Source organism: Streptomyces sp. NPDC050617, assembly GCF_040654795.1.
Classification (GTDB): domain Bacteria; phylum Actinomycetota; class Actinomycetes; order Streptomycetales; family Streptomycetaceae; genus Streptomyces.
On the sequence record NZ_JBFAIS010000028.1, the window covers coordinates 93597 to 108838 of the forward strand.

Here is a 15242-nt window from a genome sequence, read left to right on the forward strand (position 1 = left end):
CAGGCTCTCAACTCTCGCGGCGGCCGTCCACGCGGCGCGGCAGCCCCAGCGGGTTGCCGTCGCGCAGCTCGGGCGGGAGCAGGGCGGCGGGGGTGTTCTGGTGGACGACGGGGCGCAGCCAGCGTTCGACGGCGGTGGCGCCGACGGAGGTGGAGGTGGAGGTCGTCGCCGGGTACGGGCCGCCGTGGTGCTGCGCCTCGGTGACCGCGACGCCGGTGGGCCAGCCGTCCACGAGCACCCGGCCCGCGAGCGGTACGAGCGCGGCGAGCAGGTCCGCTCCCCGCCCCGCCGTCCCGTCGGCCTCCGCCGCGCCGAGGTGCACGGTGGCGGTGAGGTTGCCGGACAGCTGCCCGAGGACCGCGTCGATCTCCGCGTCGTCGGTGTAGCGGGCGACGACGGTGACGGGGCCGAAGCACTCCTCCAGCAGGACGCCGTACGGGCCGCCGGAGGCGAGAAGGTCGGCGGGCACGGCGAGGAACCCGGCGCCGACGGTGTGTTCGCCCGCCGCGCCCGGGACCACGGGGGCCTGCACGCCGGGGAGTTCGGCCCGCTCCCGTACGCCCTCCGCGAAGGCGTCCCGCATCCGGGCGTCGAGCAGGACGCCCGCGCCGGCGGCGCCGACGGCGTCGGCGAGGGACTTCAGCAGCCGGTCGCCGGACTCGCCGGCCGGGGCGAGGACGAGGCCGGGCTTGGTGCAGAACTGGCCGACGCCCATCGTCATGGCCCCCGCGAGCCCCGCGCCGATCTGCTCGGCGCGCTCCTCGGCGGCGGCGCGGGTGACGACGACCGGGTTGAGGCTGCCGAGTTCGCCGTGGAAGGGGATGGGGTGCGGGCGGGCGGCGGCCGCGTCGAACAGGGCCCGGCCGCCGCGCACCGAGCCGGTGAACCCGGCGGCGGCGACCAGCGGGTGCCGCACCAGGTCGAGGCCCGCGTCGAAGCCGTGCACGACGGTGACGACGTCCTCGGGCAGCCCGGCGGCGACGGCGGCGCGGCGTAGCAGGGAGCCGCAGAGCTCGGAGGTGGCGGGGTGGTCGGGGTGGGCCTTGACGACGACGGGGCAGCCGGCGGCGAGCGCGCTCGCGGTGTCGCCGCCGGGCACGGAGAAGGCCAGCGGGAAGTTGCTGGCGGCGTAGACGGCGACGACGCCGAGCGGCACCTTGTAGCGGCGCAGGTCGGGGCGGGGCACGGGCTGGGCGGCGGGGTCGGCGTGGTCGACGATGATGTCGAGGAAGGCGCCCTCGTCCACGGCGTCCGCGAAGGCGCGGAACTGGTAGGCGGTGCGGGCCAGTTCGCCGGTGAGGCGGCCGGCGCCGAGCGCGGTCTCCGCGTCGGCGGCGGCGACGAGCCGCTCGCCCGCCTCGTCGAGGAGGTCGGCGGCGCCGCGCAGCAGGGCGGCCCGCGCGGCGCGGTCGGCGAGGGCCGGGCGGGCGGCGTGCGCGGCGCGTACGGCGCGGTCCACGTCGGCCGGGCCCGCTTCCTCGGCGACCTGCTCGTACTGCTTCCCGGTCCGGGGGTCGACGCTCCACACTGGTGCTGCCACCGCGGGCTCCTCCTCCTGCTGGTTGCGGTTCGCACACCGGGTGTTGTTCGATATGCTGAACGCTGTCCCTGATGGTGAATATTCTGGGGACTCTATGGCGGGTCGAACAGAGGGGTCAAGGGCGATGTCAGCTGCCGAGACGGGCGGAGCCCAGGTCAAGTCCGCGGTCCGCACGGTCGAATTGCTCGAATTCTTCGCCGGCCGGCCGGGCATGCACAGCCTCGCGGCCGTCCAGGAGGCCGTGGGGTACCCCAAGTCCAGCCTGTACATGCTGCTGCGCACCCTGGTCGAGCTGGGCTGGGTCGAGACGGACGCCACCGGCACTCGGTACGGCATCGGCGTGCGCGCCCTGCTGGTCGGCACCTCCTACATCGACGGCGACGAGGTGGTGGCCGCCGCCCGCCCCACCCTGGACCGGCTCTCCGACGACACCACCGAGACCATCCACCTCGCTCGCCTCGACGGCACCAATGTCGTCTATCTGGCCACCCGCCAGTCCCAGCACTACCTGCGCCCCTTCACCCGCGTCGGCCGCCGGCTGCCCGCCCACTCCACCTCGCTGGGCAAGGCGCTGCTCGCCACCTGCACCGACGAGCAGGTCCGCAAGCTGCTGCCGGAGTCCCTGGCGCCGCTCACCGAGCACACCATCACCGACCGCGAACAGCTCATCGAGGAGCTCCACGCCGTCCGCGAACAGGGCTACGCCGTGGACCGCGAGGAGAACACCCTGGGCCTGCGCTGCTTCGGCGTCGCCATTCCGTACCGCACCCCGGCGCGCGACGCGATCAGCTGCTCGGTCCCGGTGGCCCGGCTGACCCCGGCGCACGAGCAGATGATCAAGGACGCGCTCTTCGACGCCCGCGACCGTCTGACGCTGGCGACGCGGCGGCTCTGAGGCGCAGGGCGCACGGCGCACGGGAGTGGGCCGAGGCGGGTCCGACGGCCGCCCGGTAGCGGGGCGCGTGATCGCACGCCGTAAGGTCTGCACATCAACGCGGGCCGCGCCAGGGGGAGTTGCGAGTTGCGGCCCGTTCACCATGCCGATCGCGCCCTGGAGTACCCCTCATGTCCGGCTTCCCGCCGATTCGTACGCCCCGTTCTCCGTCCGGCTGGACCATGGCGGTCTTCGGGGCCCTCGCCGCGCTGCTGGGCGTGGTGGGGCTCGTCGCCCCGGAGTCGCTGATCGCGGCGATGGGCCTCGAACCCCTCGGTTCCGCGCACCGCGCGCCGGTCGACCACACCCGTACGTTCATCACGGCGTCGTCGATGGCGGCGCTGAACATGGGCGTGTACTACGTGCTGGCGGCCTTCGCCGACTGGCGCGCCTTCTTCATCTGGACCGTCCCCTTCCGCGTCCTGACCTGCGCCGTCTTCACCCTCGCCGTGGTCTCCGGACGCGCCCCCACGCCCTTCGTCGGCGTCGGCCTCTGGGAGGGCGCGGGGGCCCTGGCCACGGCGATAGCCCTGCGCGCCGAACACCGCCGCCGCCTGGCCACCCTCCCGGAACCGGCCCTGCGGTCGGGCGGCTGACCGGACGCCGGGACTCAGCCGAGACGCGTGAGCGCCGTCCGTACCGCCGCGAGATCGGCGTCGGAGGCCAGCCCCGCGTGGTAGAGCCGCAGTTCGTCCGCGCCCAGCGACGCCGCGTGGGCGGCGTCGGCGGCGAGGGAGCCGGGGCTGCCGCCCATGCCGGAGACGACGGTGAAGTTGGCGGCGAGAGTACGGTCCGGGGCTCCGTGACCGGCGAAGGGGCGCAGGACCGCTTCGCGGGCGGCGTCGGGGCCGGTGCAGGGGAGGACGACGCCGTCGGCGTGGGCGAGTACGCCGGCGGGGACGACGCCCGCGTTGGCGCCGCAGCGGTGCGGGGCCGGGTCGGCGTGGAGCATGACGCGGAAGCCGGGGCGGTCCGCTCCCGCCGCGGCGCGGACGGCCGCCACGCACTCCCGCTGGAGGGTGTCCGCGGCGGCGTCGCGCCAGGCGCGTACGGCCTCGGCGAGGTCCGGGCCGAGGAGTTCGCGCACCTCGGCCCACTCCCCCGCGCGGTCGGCCGCGCCCGCCGCCTCGCCTCCGGACCAGTACGGCCGCAGGGCCCGTACGGTCGCGGCGCGCAGTTCCTCGGGGTCCGCGCCGTGCCCGGAGTAGCCCGCGGCGCAGACGTCGCAGAAGCACAGCGACATCAGGTACTGGCCCGCGCCGTCCAGCCCCACCCCGCCGATCTTGTCGTGGGCGTGCAGGTGCGCCAGGCCGTACCAGCCGCAGGACTCCAGGTCCGTCCCGCTCGCGCCGGGGCGGGTCGCGGCCTCCGCGGCCAGGTCGACCAGGTACGTACGGACCTCGGGGCGGGCGACACAGGGGGCCCAGGGGTAGCGGTCGCCGTACGCGTTCCGCACGGAGGTGGCCGGATGCTCCTCGCCCAGGCGGGAGTTGTGCGCGAGCACCACCCAGGTGTACACGTCGAGCCCCGCCGCGGCCAGCGCCTCCGCGGCCTCCGCGAACGGGTCGGCCCCGGCCGTCCAGGACTGCGCGTACGGGCGCAGCTCCCGTCCCCGCCAGCGGTCCGCGTCCGGCGGGTAGAGGACGGCGGAGTGGCGGGCGGTGACGATGCGGCGGCCGGGGTGACGGGGGGTCAGGGCGCGGGTGGAGTGGTAGGCGGAGGCGAGGGTGACGCGCCGGACGCCGAGGTCCGCGACGCGGCGGGCGGCGTCCGGGTCGCCGACGACGTCCCAGGGGTAGAGGAACGCGGCGGCGATCACTTCGCCTCCAGCGGCGGGACCGCCTCCGTCAGCAGCGCCCGGCCCCGCTCGATGAGTTCGGCGAGCTCCTTGACGTGCGCGGCGGTCGGTTCGGTGAGCGGGGGCCGCACCTCGCCGACGTCGAGGCCGCCGAGGCGGACGCCCGCCTTGACGAGCGAGACCGCGTATCCGCGCCCCTGGTTGCGGAGTTCGACGAGCGGCACGTAGAAGCCGTCGAGGAGCTTGGCCACCAGCGCGTCGTCGCCCGTGGCGAGCGCCCGGTGGAAGGCGAGGGCGATCTCGGGCGCGAAGCAGAAGACGGCGGAGGAGTAGAGGCGCACGCCGATGGCGCGGTAGGCGAGGCCGGTGAGTTCGGCGGTGGGCAGCCCGTTGAAGTAGAGGAAGTCCTCGCGCGGGAGCGCGGTGCGGACCGCGCTCACGATGCGCTGCATCAGGTCGAGGTCGCCGCAGCCGTCCTTGAGTCCGATGATGCCGGGGGTGCGGGCGAGTTCGACGACGGTCTCGGGGGTGAAGACCGCGTTGTCGCGCTGGTAGACGATGACGTCGAGGGAGGTGGCCCCGGCGAGTTCGGTGTAGTGCCGCAGCAGCCCTTCCTGGCCGGGCACGACGAGATACGGCGGCATGGCGAGCAGGCCGTCCGCGCCCGCCTCCTCGGCGTGCCGGGCGTACTGCTTGGCGAGCGCGGTCCCGTAGCCGGCCCCGGCGACGACGGGCACCCGGCCGGCCGCCTCCTCGACGGCGGCGGCGACGCACGCGCGGAACTCCTCCGCGGTCAGCGCGTGGAACTCCCCGGTGCCGCAGCACGCGAAGACCGCCGCCGCGCCCGCGTCGACGCCCGCGCGCACATGGGCGCGGAACGCTTCGAGGTCGAGCCCGCCGTCGGGCCCGTACGCGGTCACGGGAAAGAACAGCAGGCCGTCGAGGCGCTCGGCGAGTGCGGCAGAGGTCACGGGCTCTCCCTGGCGTGTACGTGCACGTTTCTGATTAGCGTCCATATCTCTGAACGCGGCTACGCTAAGCCAGCCCGACGGAGCCGGTCAAGTGCCGGACACCGCGCTGCCTTTGCCCGCCCTCTGCCCGCGCCCTGCCCTCCCCTTGTCCGCGCCCTGTCCGCGCTCTGTCGTCTTCCGCGACAGCGGCTGCCTGGGCGTGGCCGACGCCATCGGCCCGCGCGGCACGCTGCCCGCCGAGGCCCTGGACGCGGTCCGGCACGCGTCCCGGCACTCGGCCCCGGACGCGGACTGACCGCAGGCTCCCGACGACGGGACCGACGCGATGCGCCGACGGCGGCGCGGTACGGCGCGGAACGGCCCGGCCCGGCCCGGGGGCCGGCGCCGGTTCTCAGCCGGACACGGCGGCGGCCAGCTCCACCCGGTCGCTCTCCCCGTCCGAGAGGAACGACGCCAGGGCCTGCCCCTCCTCGGCGACGGCGGCGCGTTCGGCTCGGGAGAAGGCGCGCAGCGGGGTGACCGTGACCGTACCGGCCTTGGCGGTCCAGGTCGCGGCGGCGCGGCCGTCGACCAGGACGACGCGGGCCCCGGTGACCGAGAGGCCGCGGTGGGCGTCGTCGATGATCCGGCCGCGGTCCTGGAAGCCGAGGATCGCGTTGTCGAACGCCGGCAGGAACCGCATCGGGGCCGGAGTCGCGGGGTCGGGGCGGGGCGCGTCGGGCAGGTCCAGCAGCTCCCGGCCCCGCTCGTCGCGGAAGCCGACCAACTCCTCGCGCACGGCGGCGACCGCGGCCGGCAGCCCGGCGAGGCCGCACCAGGCGCGCAGGTCGGCGGAGGCGGCGGGGCCGAACGCCGCCAGGTAGCGCCGCACCAGCGCCCGGCCCACGGGGTCGGTCCCGTCCGCGGCGGGCGGGTCGATCTCGCGGCCGAGCCACGAGGAGACCGGGACGTTGCGCACCCCTCCCTTCGCGCGCCAGAGCCCGCGCGGCGGCAGTTGCACCATGGGGATGAGGGCGGCGACCAGCATCTCGCCCAGCGCCCGCGGGCCCGGATCCGGCCAGCGGTCGGCGAGCGCCCGAGCGAGCTCCGGCATCGAGCGGGGCTCGCCGTCGGCGAGCACCGCCCGGCCGGCCGCGGCGAGTTCGTCGAGGTCGACGCCGTCGAGCTCGCGGCGGTAGGTACCGAGCACCCGCTGCCGCAGCATGGCGTCGTGACGGGCCCGCCAGGCCAGGGCGTCGTCGGCGGTGACGAGGTGGACGGTGCGGCGCATGAGGTGCGTGCGCACCACGCGCCGCCCGACGAGCAGGTCCGAGAGCTCCGCCGGGTCGAACGCGCGCAGCCGCGACCAGAGCCCCACGAACGGCTCCTGCGGCTCCTGCGCCTGCATCCCGCCGAGGTGCGCGACGGCGTCGAGGGCCGGTACGTCGGCGCGTTCGAGCAGCAGTTGCCGGGCGAGGGTGGCGCGGTTGAGCGCTCGGGCGTCGAGGACGGCGGTCATCGGATCACCTCGCGGTGGGTCGTCCGGGGCGCGAGTCGCTGCATGGTCGGCGCTGTTCCTTTCGAGTCGAGTACGTACGACGGTCGCGTACGTACGACGGTCGCGTACGTACGACGGTCGCGTACGTACGACGTACGACGTACGACGTGAGCCGAGCCGAGATCGTACGGGCCGGGCGGGCCGGACCAGGTCAGGTCGGGCGGGGTCAGACCAGGCCGGGTCGAGCCGGACCAGGTCGGGCCGTCCTGAGACGGGCCGGGTCGGACGGGCCCGGCCGGCCGCCTGCCGCCTGCCGCCTGCCGGAGTTCGGCGGCGCCCCAGCCGGCAGGCCCCCGTCAGCTCGCCGTCGTCCCGTCCAGCGTCTCGCGCAGGATGTCGGCGTGCCCCGCGTGCTGGGCGGTCTCCGCGATGACGTGCATCAGCACCCGGCGCACGCTGCGCACCGCCCCCGGCTCGTTCCAGGGGGCCTCCGGCAGCGGGTGGGCGGCGGAGAGGTCCGGCACGGAGGCGATGACCTCCTCGCTTCGGGCGGCGACGCGCTCGTAGCGCTCCAGGACGGCGGCCAGCGTCTCGCCGGGCAGCATCTGGAGGTTGTTCTGGTGGTCGACGGCCCACTGCGGGACCTCGCGTGCGGTGCCGGCCCCCAGGTCGGCCCAGGTGACGCCGTCGGGCAGGTCGTAGCGGAGCGCGGACGGGCCGTCGACGACGAAGCGCAGCCACCCTTCCTCGATGAACGCCACGTGCTTGATCAGTCCGCCCAGACACAGCGCGCTGGCCGTCGGGCGCTCGCCGGCCTGCTCGTCGGTCAGTCCGCGCACCGTGGCGGTCAGCGCGCCGCGCGCGGTCGCGAGCGCGGCGATCAGTTCGGCCCGCTCGACGTCGGCGTCGCCGTCGGGAGCGGAGCGGGGGGTCGTTGCGGCAGTCACAGTGATCGGGTCCTTCGGGTCGTTCTCGTTGTGCGGACGGGGACAGAGTCGCAGGGGTAGCGGACAGGTTGTGGCCGCTTCTCGCGCGAGCATGGGGGCAGTATGGGAACCATGCCGAAGACGTCAGCGCGACTCCTGTCCCTGCTCTCCCTGCTCCAGGCGCGCCGCGACTGGCCGGGGGCGCTGCTGGCCGAGCGCCTGGAGATCAGTCCGCGCACCGTGCGCCGCGATGTCGACCGCCTGCGCGAACTCGGCTACCCCATCGCGGCGGTGAAGGGGCCGGACGGCGGGTACCGGCTCGGCGCGGGGGCGGATCTGCCGCCGCTGCTGTTCGACGACGAGCAGGCCGTGGCCCTCGCCGTCGCCCTCCAGATCGCCGCCGGCACCGGCGCCGGCATCGAGGAGGCGGCGGCGCGCGCGCTGACCACGGTCCGGCAGGTCATGCCGGCGCGGCTGCGGCGCCGGATCGACACCCTCCAGGTGACCGCGGTCCAGCCGTCGTCGGCCCGGCCGTACCCGCAGGTCGACAGCGGTGTGCTCATGACGCTCAGCGCGGCGGTCCACGCCCGCGAGGTGCTGCGCTTCGACTACGTTCCGGCCTCCGCGCCGGGAACGGGCGACGCGGCCCCGGACGCCGCTCCCCCGCGCCGGGCGGAGCCCCACCACCTCGTGACGTGGGGCGGGCGCTGGTACCTCGTCGCCTGGGATCTCGACCGCGAGGACTGGCGCACCTTCCGCGCCGACCGCATCGCCCCGCGCTCCCCCAACGGGCCCCGCTTCACCCCGCGCGAACTGCCCGGGGGCGACGTGGCCGCCTTCGTGGCGGGCAGGTTCCAGGGCTCCGAAGCCCCCGGCGGCTGGCCGTGCCGCGGCGAGGCGATCCTCGACCTGCCCGCCGCGGACGTGTACCGCTACGCCCACGACGGGCTGGTCGAGGAACTGGGCCCGAACCGCTGCCGGCTGACCCTGGGTTCGTGGTCATGGACCGGCCTCGCCGCCGCCATCGGCCGATTCGACGCCGACATCGAGGTCGTGGAACCGCCCGAACTCAAGCAGGCTTGCGCCCAGTTGGCCCGCCGCTACGCCGATGCCGCGACCGGCACGACCGGCACGACCGACGCGATCGGCACAGCCGCCGCGGCCGCGGATTCGTCCGAGCGGCCCGAGCGGCCCGAGTGAACCGAACGAACCGAGCGATCCGGGCGATCCGAGTGACCCGCGCGGCGGGAGACCGTACGGCTACTGCTCGGCGCTGCCGTACGGCCGGGTGATGATCTCCATGCCATGACCGGACGGATCCAGGAAGTACAGCCCGCGCCCGCCGTGATGGTGGTTGATCTCCCCCGCCTGCTTCAGCCTCGGATCGGCGTAATAGGCGATCCCGCCCTGCCGGATACGGGCGAAAGCGGCGTCGAACTCGTCGTCGGACACGAGGAACGCGTAATGCTGCATGACGAGCGACTCCGCCGGGACCTCGGCGAAGTCCAGGGTGACCGCGTTGCTGGTGGCCACCGGAATGAACGGGCCCCACTCGGCCCCGACCTCAAGCCCCAGGATGTGCGCCAGGAACTCGGCGGACTCCCGGCTGTCGCGGGCGTGGACGATGGTGTGATTCAACTCGACTGACATGCGTGGAATGCCTCCGTAAGGCAATCTCACGGGCACCTCCATGCCTCACCCGGTCGGTGACCGACACGCGATGCCGTGCCGGTGATCCTAAACAGCGCGGCGCTCGGCGTCGAGAGGCAGGGGCGGAGTCCGGAGGGCAGGGAACAGAGGCCGGGAAACAGAACCCGGTGTCTCGAACGGCCCGCGTCTCGAACAGCCCGCACCTTGACCCGGCCCGCACCTTGCCCCGGCCCCCGTCTTGACCCGGTCACCACCGCTCCTTAGCGTGTCCACACATCTGAATGCCGTCCGCACATGCAACCGCCCCCCGCCCGGAGGAGATCCGCCCATGCCCGCTCCCCGCACCGTCCTGCTCACCGGCGCCGCCGGCGGCCTGGGCACCCTGATGCGCGAGTTGCTGCCCGCGTACGGCTACGCGCTCCGGCTCTTCGACGTACAGCCCATCGGGGGCGAGCCGGACGCCATCACCGCGGACCTCGCCGACAAGGAAGCGCTGCGGGAGGCCGTACGCGGTGTGGACGCGGTCGTTCATCTCGCCGGGATCTCGCTGGAGGCCCCGTTCGAGAAGATCCTGCGCGCCAACATCGAGGGCACGTACAACCTTTACGAGGCCGTCCGCGAAGAGGGCGTGGGCCGCGTCGTGTTCGCCTCCAGCAACCACGCCGTGGGGTTCACCCCGCGCCCCGCGACCACCCCCGCCGCGCCCGGCGCGCTCATCCCCGTGAACACCGAGCGCCGGCCGGACACTTACTACGGCCTCTCCAAGGGCTTCGGCGAGGACCTCGCCTCCCTCTACTGGGACCTGCACGGCGTCGAGACCGTCTCCATCCGCATCGGCTCCTGCTTCCCCGAGCCGACGTCGGTGCGCATGCTCTCGGTCTGGATGAGCCCCGCCGACGGGGCGCGCCTGCTGCACGCCGCCCTCACCGCCGAGAGCGTGGGGCACACCGTGGTCTACGGCAGTTCCGCCAACACCCGCCTGTGGTGGGACCTCTCCACGGCCCGCGCCCTCGGGTACGAGCCGCAGGACGACTCGGAGCCCTTCGCGCCCGCCCTCGTCGCCGCCCAGGGCGAACTCGACCCCGGCAACCCCGACCACGCCCACCTCGGCGGCCACTTCTGCACCAACCCGCCGATCTGGCCGTACTGACCGGCTGGCTGTACTGACCGACCGGCCGTACTGACCTGCTGACTCCGCACCATGCGCCCCGTCCGCCCGCCCCGCCCCGTCCCGCCCCAACGGTCCCGGCGCGAAAGGATCGCGAAAGGATCACGTAAGTACGCGTAAGTAATGGAACTGCAAAGCGGGGCCGCTCGTTACCCGTGACATGACCGCTATGACACCCGGCTCGAACATCCCCCTCTCCGTCGCCCGCGTGACGGTGGACGTCACCGCTCCCGTGCGGCTCGACGTGTCGGGCCTGCTGCTCACCGCCGACGGCAAGGTGCGCTCCGACGACGACTTCGTCTTCTACAACCAGCCCAACGGGCCGGGCGTGACGCACCGCGCCGGCTCCGGCGGCGCGGGCGACTCGATCACGGTGGACACCGCGGCCGTGCCGCCCGGCATCGAGAAGGTCGTGGTGACCGCGAGCCTGGACGCGGCGGGCGCGACCTTCGCCGGTACGGAGCCGACGGCGACGCTCCGCAGCGCCGACGACGGCTCCCCCCTCGCCACGTTCACCCCGCCGCGGCTGGGCGCGGAGACGGCGCTGGTGGTCGTCGAGGTGTACCGGCGGGGCGACGCCTGGAAGGCCCGCGCGGTCGGTCAGGGGTACGCGAACGGGCTGGCCGGAATCGCCACGGACTTCGGCGTGAGCGTGGAGGAGCCGACGCCCCAGCCCGCCCCCGCTCCCGTACAGGCGCCCGCGCCCACCGGCCCCGCGGCCCCGCTGCCGCCTCCCCCGTCCGCCCCGGCGCAGGCCCCGCGGCCCGTGCAGCCGCCCGCTCCCCCGGCGGCGCCCGCCGCTCCGGCGCCCGGCGCGGGCAAGGTCAGCCTCGACAAGGGGAAGGTCAGCCTCCAGAAGAACCAGACCGTCTCGCTCGTCAAGGGCGGCCGGCCGCTCCTGACCTCGGTGCGCATGGGCCTCGGCTGGGAGCCCGCCTTCCGCGGCAAGGACATCGACCTCGACGCGTCCGTCATCGCCTACGGCCCGGACCGCAAGATGATCGACGCCTGCTACTTCGGCAAGCTCCAGATCCTCAACGGCGCGATCCAGCACTCCGGCGACAACCTCACCGGCGACGGCGCGGGCGACGACGAGTCCATCACCGTGCACCTGGGCGGCCTCCCGCCGGAGGTGACCGGTCTGGTCTTCACCGTGAACTCCTTCAGCGGCCAGAAGTTCAGCGAGGTCGCGAAGGCGTACTGCCGGCTGCTGGACGCCCAGTCCGGCGACGAGCTGGTGCGCTTCGACCTGACGGGCTCGGAGCCGAAGACGGGCGTGCTGATGTGCAAGCTGATCCGCCAGTTCTCGGGCGAGTGGGACATGACCGCCATCGGCGGCTTCGTCAAGGCGCGTACGGTCCGCGGCTTGGTCAAGCCCGCCGCCGAGGCGCTGTAGGCGCCGTCCGCCCGCCGCGTCCGAGGGCCGCGCCCGACCAGTGGTCGGGCGCGGCCCTTCCGCGTGCGCGCCGCCATGGCAGCGCCGCCGGGCATCGCGTCACGGGCGGCGCGGGGGCGGCGTCCGGTGCTGCGCGCGGTGGCGGCGTACGGCGTCGTTGTTGGAGCACCTGAGGGTGCAGTAGGCGCGCCGGCCGTTGCGGGAGACGTCGACGAACACGCGGTCGCACCCCTCGCGGGCGCACCGCCCCAGCCGGTCCGGGGACGCGAAGCACGCGACGTAGGAGAGTCCGGCGGCGGTGACGGCCCGGATGTGCGCGGCCGGGTCGGCGCCCTCGGAGCTGTAGTGCAGATGCGGGGTGCCGTCGTGCAGGGAGATGTACGGGCGGCTGGCCGAGTCCGCCAGCAGGACGTTGATCCGCTCGCAGCGCACGGCGGGCGGCTGCGCCCCGAAGCAGGCGCCGAGCCGTCGGCTCCACTCCCAGACCCGCCGGGCCTGTGCGCCGGTGAGGCGGCGGTCCGCTATGCCGTGCGCGTCCAGAACGGGTTCCAGTTCGTGCGGCTCCCACGGTTCGGCGCCGTTGGCCAGGGCGGCGGCCAGCCGGGCGGCCTCGCCGCCGTAATGGTTGAAGTGCACTGACTGATTACAGCATGGTGGCGGCCGGGCCGCCGCTCGCGGCCTCCCCGCCCGCCGCGGCGGGACCCAGGAGAGGACACGGGAAGCCCATGCCCGAGCGCCGTCATGCCATCAGCCGGAACCGGCTGCCCCTCGTGCTCGTCCTGGCGCAGATGTGCAGCCTCCAGGTGGGCGCGGCCGTGGCCAAGGGCGCGTACGACCAGGTCGGGGCCGTGGCGCTGGCGGGGATGCGGCTGCTCTTCGCCGCCGTGATCATGTGGCTCGCCGTGCGCCCGCGCCCCCGGCGCATCGACGGGCGCCAGTGGCGGGCCGCCGTCGCGCTCGGCCTGGCCCTCGCCGCCATGAACGTCGCCTACTTCCAGGCCATCAGGTTCCTGCCGATCGGCGTCGCCTCGTCGCTGGAACTGCTGGGTCCGCTCACGCTGGCGGTCGCCCTGTCCCGGCGCGTACGGGACCTGGCCGCGGCGCTGCCGGCGCTGGCCGGCGTGGTGCTGCTGGCGGTTCCCGGCCAGGCCGTTCCGGTGGCGGGGCTGCTGCTCGGCGCGCTGGCGGCCCTCTGCCGGGCCGGTTACGTGGTCCTCAGCCGGCGGGTGGGGCAGCGGTTCCCGGACGCGAGCGGCCTCGCCCTCGCCCTGGCCGTCGGGGCGTGCGCGCTGACCCCGGCAGCCGCCGTGACCGCCGGGCGCGAGGTGGCGGCGCACCCCGGCGTGCTGGGCATCGGGTTCCTGGTCGCCGTGTTGTCGTCGCTCGTTCCGTACTCCCTGGACATGGCCGTCCTGCGCCGTGTCGGCGTCCGCGCCTTCGGGGTCCTGCTGTCCCTGAGCCCGGCCGTCGGCGCCGCTGCGGGCGCTCTGCTGCTGCACGAGAGCCTTACGGGGCGTCAGATCGCGGCGGTGTCCCTGGTCGTGGGGGCGACGGCCTGGTCGATCGCGGGCGCGGGCGGCGACCACTCCGCCGAAGACCCCCACGGCGACCGCCCGTCGCGTGCCCCATCACGCGTTCCGTCCCGGAGCGCCCGCTTCCGCACCCGAAGTTGACGAGGTGTCCGGTGACCTCCCAGGCCCGGCCGCGGTCCCTGACCCCCGATGACCCCCGCGCGCGAACCCCGGACCCCGCGCGCGGAGTCGCGCGTACGCCCGTAGAAGCCGGTTTCACACCCCTGGAACAGTGTGGCGTTGGTCGCACCCATGACCTTGGACACGTCGCGCCGAGAGGCGCCGGCGAATGCGCGCCCCGACCGCGCCCGCACCATCCCCCCGCCGGCCGGCACCGTCCGGTCCGGAACCGTCACCCCATGCCTGATCAGGTCTTTTGCGGTATCAGGGCAGTTCGTCGGATCGGTGCGCGAACTGCCTTCAACGGGGCGGAAGGTGCTCTGCGGGCCGTACGGGCACGTGCCGAACACGCCGTCGGAGGGCGGTCGGAGGGCTCCGCGCGCGAACCCGTGCCCCGCGTATCGGGGTGCGTTGTCAGTGCCTGCCCCTAGCCTGTATCTATGCCCACCCACCGTTCCGACCCCGCTGTCGCACGCCCGGATGCCGCCGAACTCAACGCCGCGATCCACGCCCTGTGGTCGTCCTCGGCGCGCCGAGGCGGCGCCCTGACCTCCAAGGAGCGCCGCGAGTACGAGCGGCTGCGCGGGGAGTGGCTGGCGACGATGGGCCGGGAGCGGTGCGCCGCGGCCATGGCCTGACGGGGACGCGCCGTCACGGCCCGCCCCCGGCGGTCAGCGCCTCGCCGCGCGGGCCAGCCGCCGGTAGGAGTCCTGGAGCGCCTCGCGGTCGTACGTACTGGTGGTGACCAGCACCTCGTCGGCGCCGGTGCGCTCGACCACCGCCCCCAGCTCGGCGGCGACCTCGTCCTCCGTGCCGTGCAGCTGGCCCTCCAGGGCCGCCGTGTAGTACTCGCGCTCCCTGGCCGTCATCCGCGGCTCCAGCGCCTCGATCTCCTCGGCGGGGACCAGCGGCGGGAAGACCCCCTGCGTACGGGAGCGGGCCAGCGAGTACGCCTCGGGGAGCAGCAGACGGCGGGCGGCCGCGGTGGTCTCAGCGACGGCCGCGGTGCCCGCGATGACGACGTACGGGGCCGCGAGCAGCGGGGACGGCCGGAACTCCGCCCGGTAGCGCTCGATGGCGTCGAGCATCCGGTCCTGGCCGCGGAGGTCGCCGATGACCAGGGCCAGCCCGGCGGCGGCCGCGAGCCGGGCCCCGGCGGCGTTGGCCAGCACGAAGACCGGCACCCGCAGCCCCTCGGCCGGCTGCGCGTGCACCTCGGGGTGTACGCGCTGGTCACCGGTGAAGTAGCCGGTCAGCTCGGCGAGCTGGGCGGCGAAGTCGCGGGTGGCGTCCTTGTCGGCGCCCAGCGCCCGCCGGATGCCGTCGGTGAACCCGACCGACCGGCCGAGCCCCATGTCGATACGGCCGGGGAAGAGCGATTCGAGGACCCCGAACTGCTCGGCGACGACCAGCGGCCGGTGGTTGGGCAGCATCACGCCGCCCGTGCCGACCCGGATGCGCGAGGTCGCGGCGGCCACCGCGGCGGCGAGGACCGTAGGCGCGGAACCGGCCACTCCGGGCACGCTGTGGTGCTCGGACACCCAGAAACGGTGATATCCGAGCTCCTCGGCCAGCCCCGCCAGGCGCACGGTGTCCCGCAGCGCCTCCCCCGGCTCCCGCCCCTCGCGGGTGCGGGAGCGGTCGAGGAGGGAGAGCGGGGTCGTCCGTAGTGCCGAGGTCACTTCCGTGAC

At 74.7% G+C, this 15242-nt stretch carries 16 protein-coding genes; 8 read left to right on the top strand and 8 right to left on the bottom strand.

What is annotated here, in order from left to right; translation table 11 throughout:
- Window positions 1–7: 7 nt before the first annotated feature.
- Complete coding sequence (locus AB0I49_RS30255; protein ID WP_363230305.1) at window positions 8–1540, bottom strand: aldehyde dehydrogenase (NADP(+)); 1533 nt, start codon at window positions 1538–1540, stop codon at window positions 8–10.
- A 124-nt stretch (window positions 1541–1664) separates the two neighbouring features.
- Between AB0I49_RS30255 and AB0I49_RS30260 the strand changes: the two genes are divergently transcribed.
- Both AB0I49_RS30260 and AB0I49_RS30265 read left to right on the top strand, forming a co-directional pair.
- Entirely contained in the window at window positions 1665–2435 is a 771-nt protein-coding gene (locus AB0I49_RS30260; RefSeq protein ID WP_363230306.1) for an IclR family transcriptional regulator, read from the top strand.
- Between the two features lie 170 nt (window positions 2436–2605).
- Entirely contained in the window at window positions 2606–3070 is a 465-nt protein-coding gene (locus AB0I49_RS30265; RefSeq protein ID WP_363230307.1) for a hypothetical protein, read from the top strand.
- Window positions 3071–3084: 14 nt separating this feature from the next.
- On the opposite strand, the gene AB0I49_RS30270 is transcribed toward AB0I49_RS30265, so the two are convergent.
- Both AB0I49_RS30270 and AB0I49_RS30275 read right to left on the bottom strand, forming a co-directional pair.
- Window positions 3085–4293 carry a hypothetical protein gene (locus tag AB0I49_RS30270; protein WP_363230308.1) on the bottom strand — a complete coding sequence of 403 codons (1209 nt, stop codon included), beginning with the start codon at window positions 4291–4293 and terminating at the stop codon, window positions 3085–3087.
- The gene (locus AB0I49_RS30275) at window positions 4290–5243 is read right to left on the bottom strand and encodes a 5-dehydro-4-deoxyglucarate dehydratase (RefSeq protein ID WP_363230309.1); all 954 of its coding nucleotides are present in this window, start codon (window positions 5241–5243) and stop codon (window positions 4290–4292) included. The genes AB0I49_RS30270 and AB0I49_RS30275 overlap by 4 nt, the downstream gene beginning before the upstream one ends.
- Window positions 5244–5388: 145 nt before the next feature.
- On the opposite strand from AB0I49_RS30275, the gene AB0I49_RS30280 reads away from it, so the two are divergent.
- Window positions 5389–5538, top strand: a complete 150-nt coding sequence (locus AB0I49_RS30280; RefSeq protein ID WP_363230310.1) for a hypothetical protein — start codon at window positions 5389–5391, stop codon at window positions 5536–5538.
- Between the two features lie 96 nt (window positions 5539–5634).
- On the opposite strand, the gene AB0I49_RS30285 is transcribed toward AB0I49_RS30280, so the two are convergent.
- Both AB0I49_RS30285 and AB0I49_RS30290 read right to left on the bottom strand, forming a co-directional pair.
- On the bottom strand, window positions 5635–6741 hold the full coding sequence (locus AB0I49_RS30285) for a winged helix DNA-binding domain-containing protein (protein ID WP_363230311.1): 1107 nt from the start codon (window positions 6739–6741) through the stop codon (window positions 5635–5637).
- A gap of 335 nt (window positions 6742–7076) precedes the next feature.
- Window positions 7077–7667, bottom strand: coding sequence for a DinB family protein (locus AB0I49_RS30290; RefSeq protein ID WP_363230312.1), 591 nt, complete (start codon window positions 7665–7667; stop codon window positions 7077–7079).
- A 111-nt stretch (window positions 7668–7778) separates the two neighbouring features.
- Here AB0I49_RS30290 and AB0I49_RS30295 point away from each other — a divergent pair, with 111 nt between their 5' ends.
- Window positions 7779–8846, top strand: a complete 1068-nt coding sequence (locus AB0I49_RS30295; protein WP_363230313.1) for a WYL domain-containing protein — start codon at window positions 7779–7781, stop codon at window positions 8844–8846.
- A gap of 60 nt (window positions 8847–8906) precedes the next feature.
- On the opposite strand, the gene AB0I49_RS30300 is transcribed toward AB0I49_RS30295, so the two are convergent.
- The gene (locus AB0I49_RS30300) at window positions 8907–9296 is read right to left on the bottom strand and encodes a VOC family protein (RefSeq protein WP_363230314.1); all 390 of its coding nucleotides are present in this window, start codon (window positions 9294–9296) and stop codon (window positions 8907–8909) included.
- A gap of 328 nt (window positions 9297–9624) precedes the next feature.
- Here AB0I49_RS30300 and AB0I49_RS30305 point away from each other — a divergent pair, with 328 nt between their 5' ends.
- Together AB0I49_RS30305 and AB0I49_RS30310 are read left to right on the top strand one after the other, a co-directional pair.
- Window positions 9625–10446: an NAD(P)-dependent oxidoreductase gene (locus tag AB0I49_RS30305; RefSeq protein ID WP_363230315.1), complete on the top strand. Its 822-nt coding sequence runs from the start codon at window positions 9625–9627 to the stop codon at window positions 10444–10446.
- Window positions 10447–10633: 187 nt separating this feature from the next.
- Window positions 10634–11860, top strand: a complete 1227-nt coding sequence (locus tag AB0I49_RS30310; RefSeq protein WP_363230339.1) for a TerD family protein — start codon at window positions 10634–10636, stop codon at window positions 11858–11860.
- 99 nt (window positions 11861–11959) lie between these two features.
- Here AB0I49_RS30310 and AB0I49_RS30315 read toward each other — a convergent pair whose 3' ends face one another.
- Window positions 11960–12496, bottom strand: coding sequence for a CGNR zinc finger domain-containing protein (locus AB0I49_RS30315; protein WP_363230316.1), 537 nt, complete (start codon window positions 12494–12496; stop codon window positions 11960–11962).
- An 89-nt stretch (window positions 12497–12585) separates the two neighbouring features.
- On the opposite strand from AB0I49_RS30315, the gene AB0I49_RS30320 reads away from it, so the two are divergent.
- Both AB0I49_RS30320 and AB0I49_RS30325 read left to right on the top strand, forming a co-directional pair.
- Entirely contained in the window at window positions 12586–13533 is a 948-nt protein-coding gene (locus AB0I49_RS30320; protein WP_363230317.1) for an EamA family transporter, read from the top strand.
- A 458-nt stretch (window positions 13534–13991) separates the two neighbouring features.
- A complete protein-coding gene (locus AB0I49_RS30325; RefSeq protein ID WP_363230318.1) occupies window positions 13992–14189 on the top strand; it encodes a hypothetical protein in 198 nt (65 codons plus the stop codon).
- 33 nt (window positions 14190–14222) lie between these two features.
- Here AB0I49_RS30325 and AB0I49_RS30330 read toward each other — a convergent pair whose 3' ends face one another.
- On the bottom strand, window positions 14223–15233 hold the full coding sequence (locus AB0I49_RS30330) for an MsnO8 family LLM class oxidoreductase (protein ID WP_363230319.1): 1011 nt from the start codon (window positions 15231–15233) through the stop codon (window positions 14223–14225).
- Between the last annotated feature and the right edge of the window lie 9 nt (window positions 15234–15242).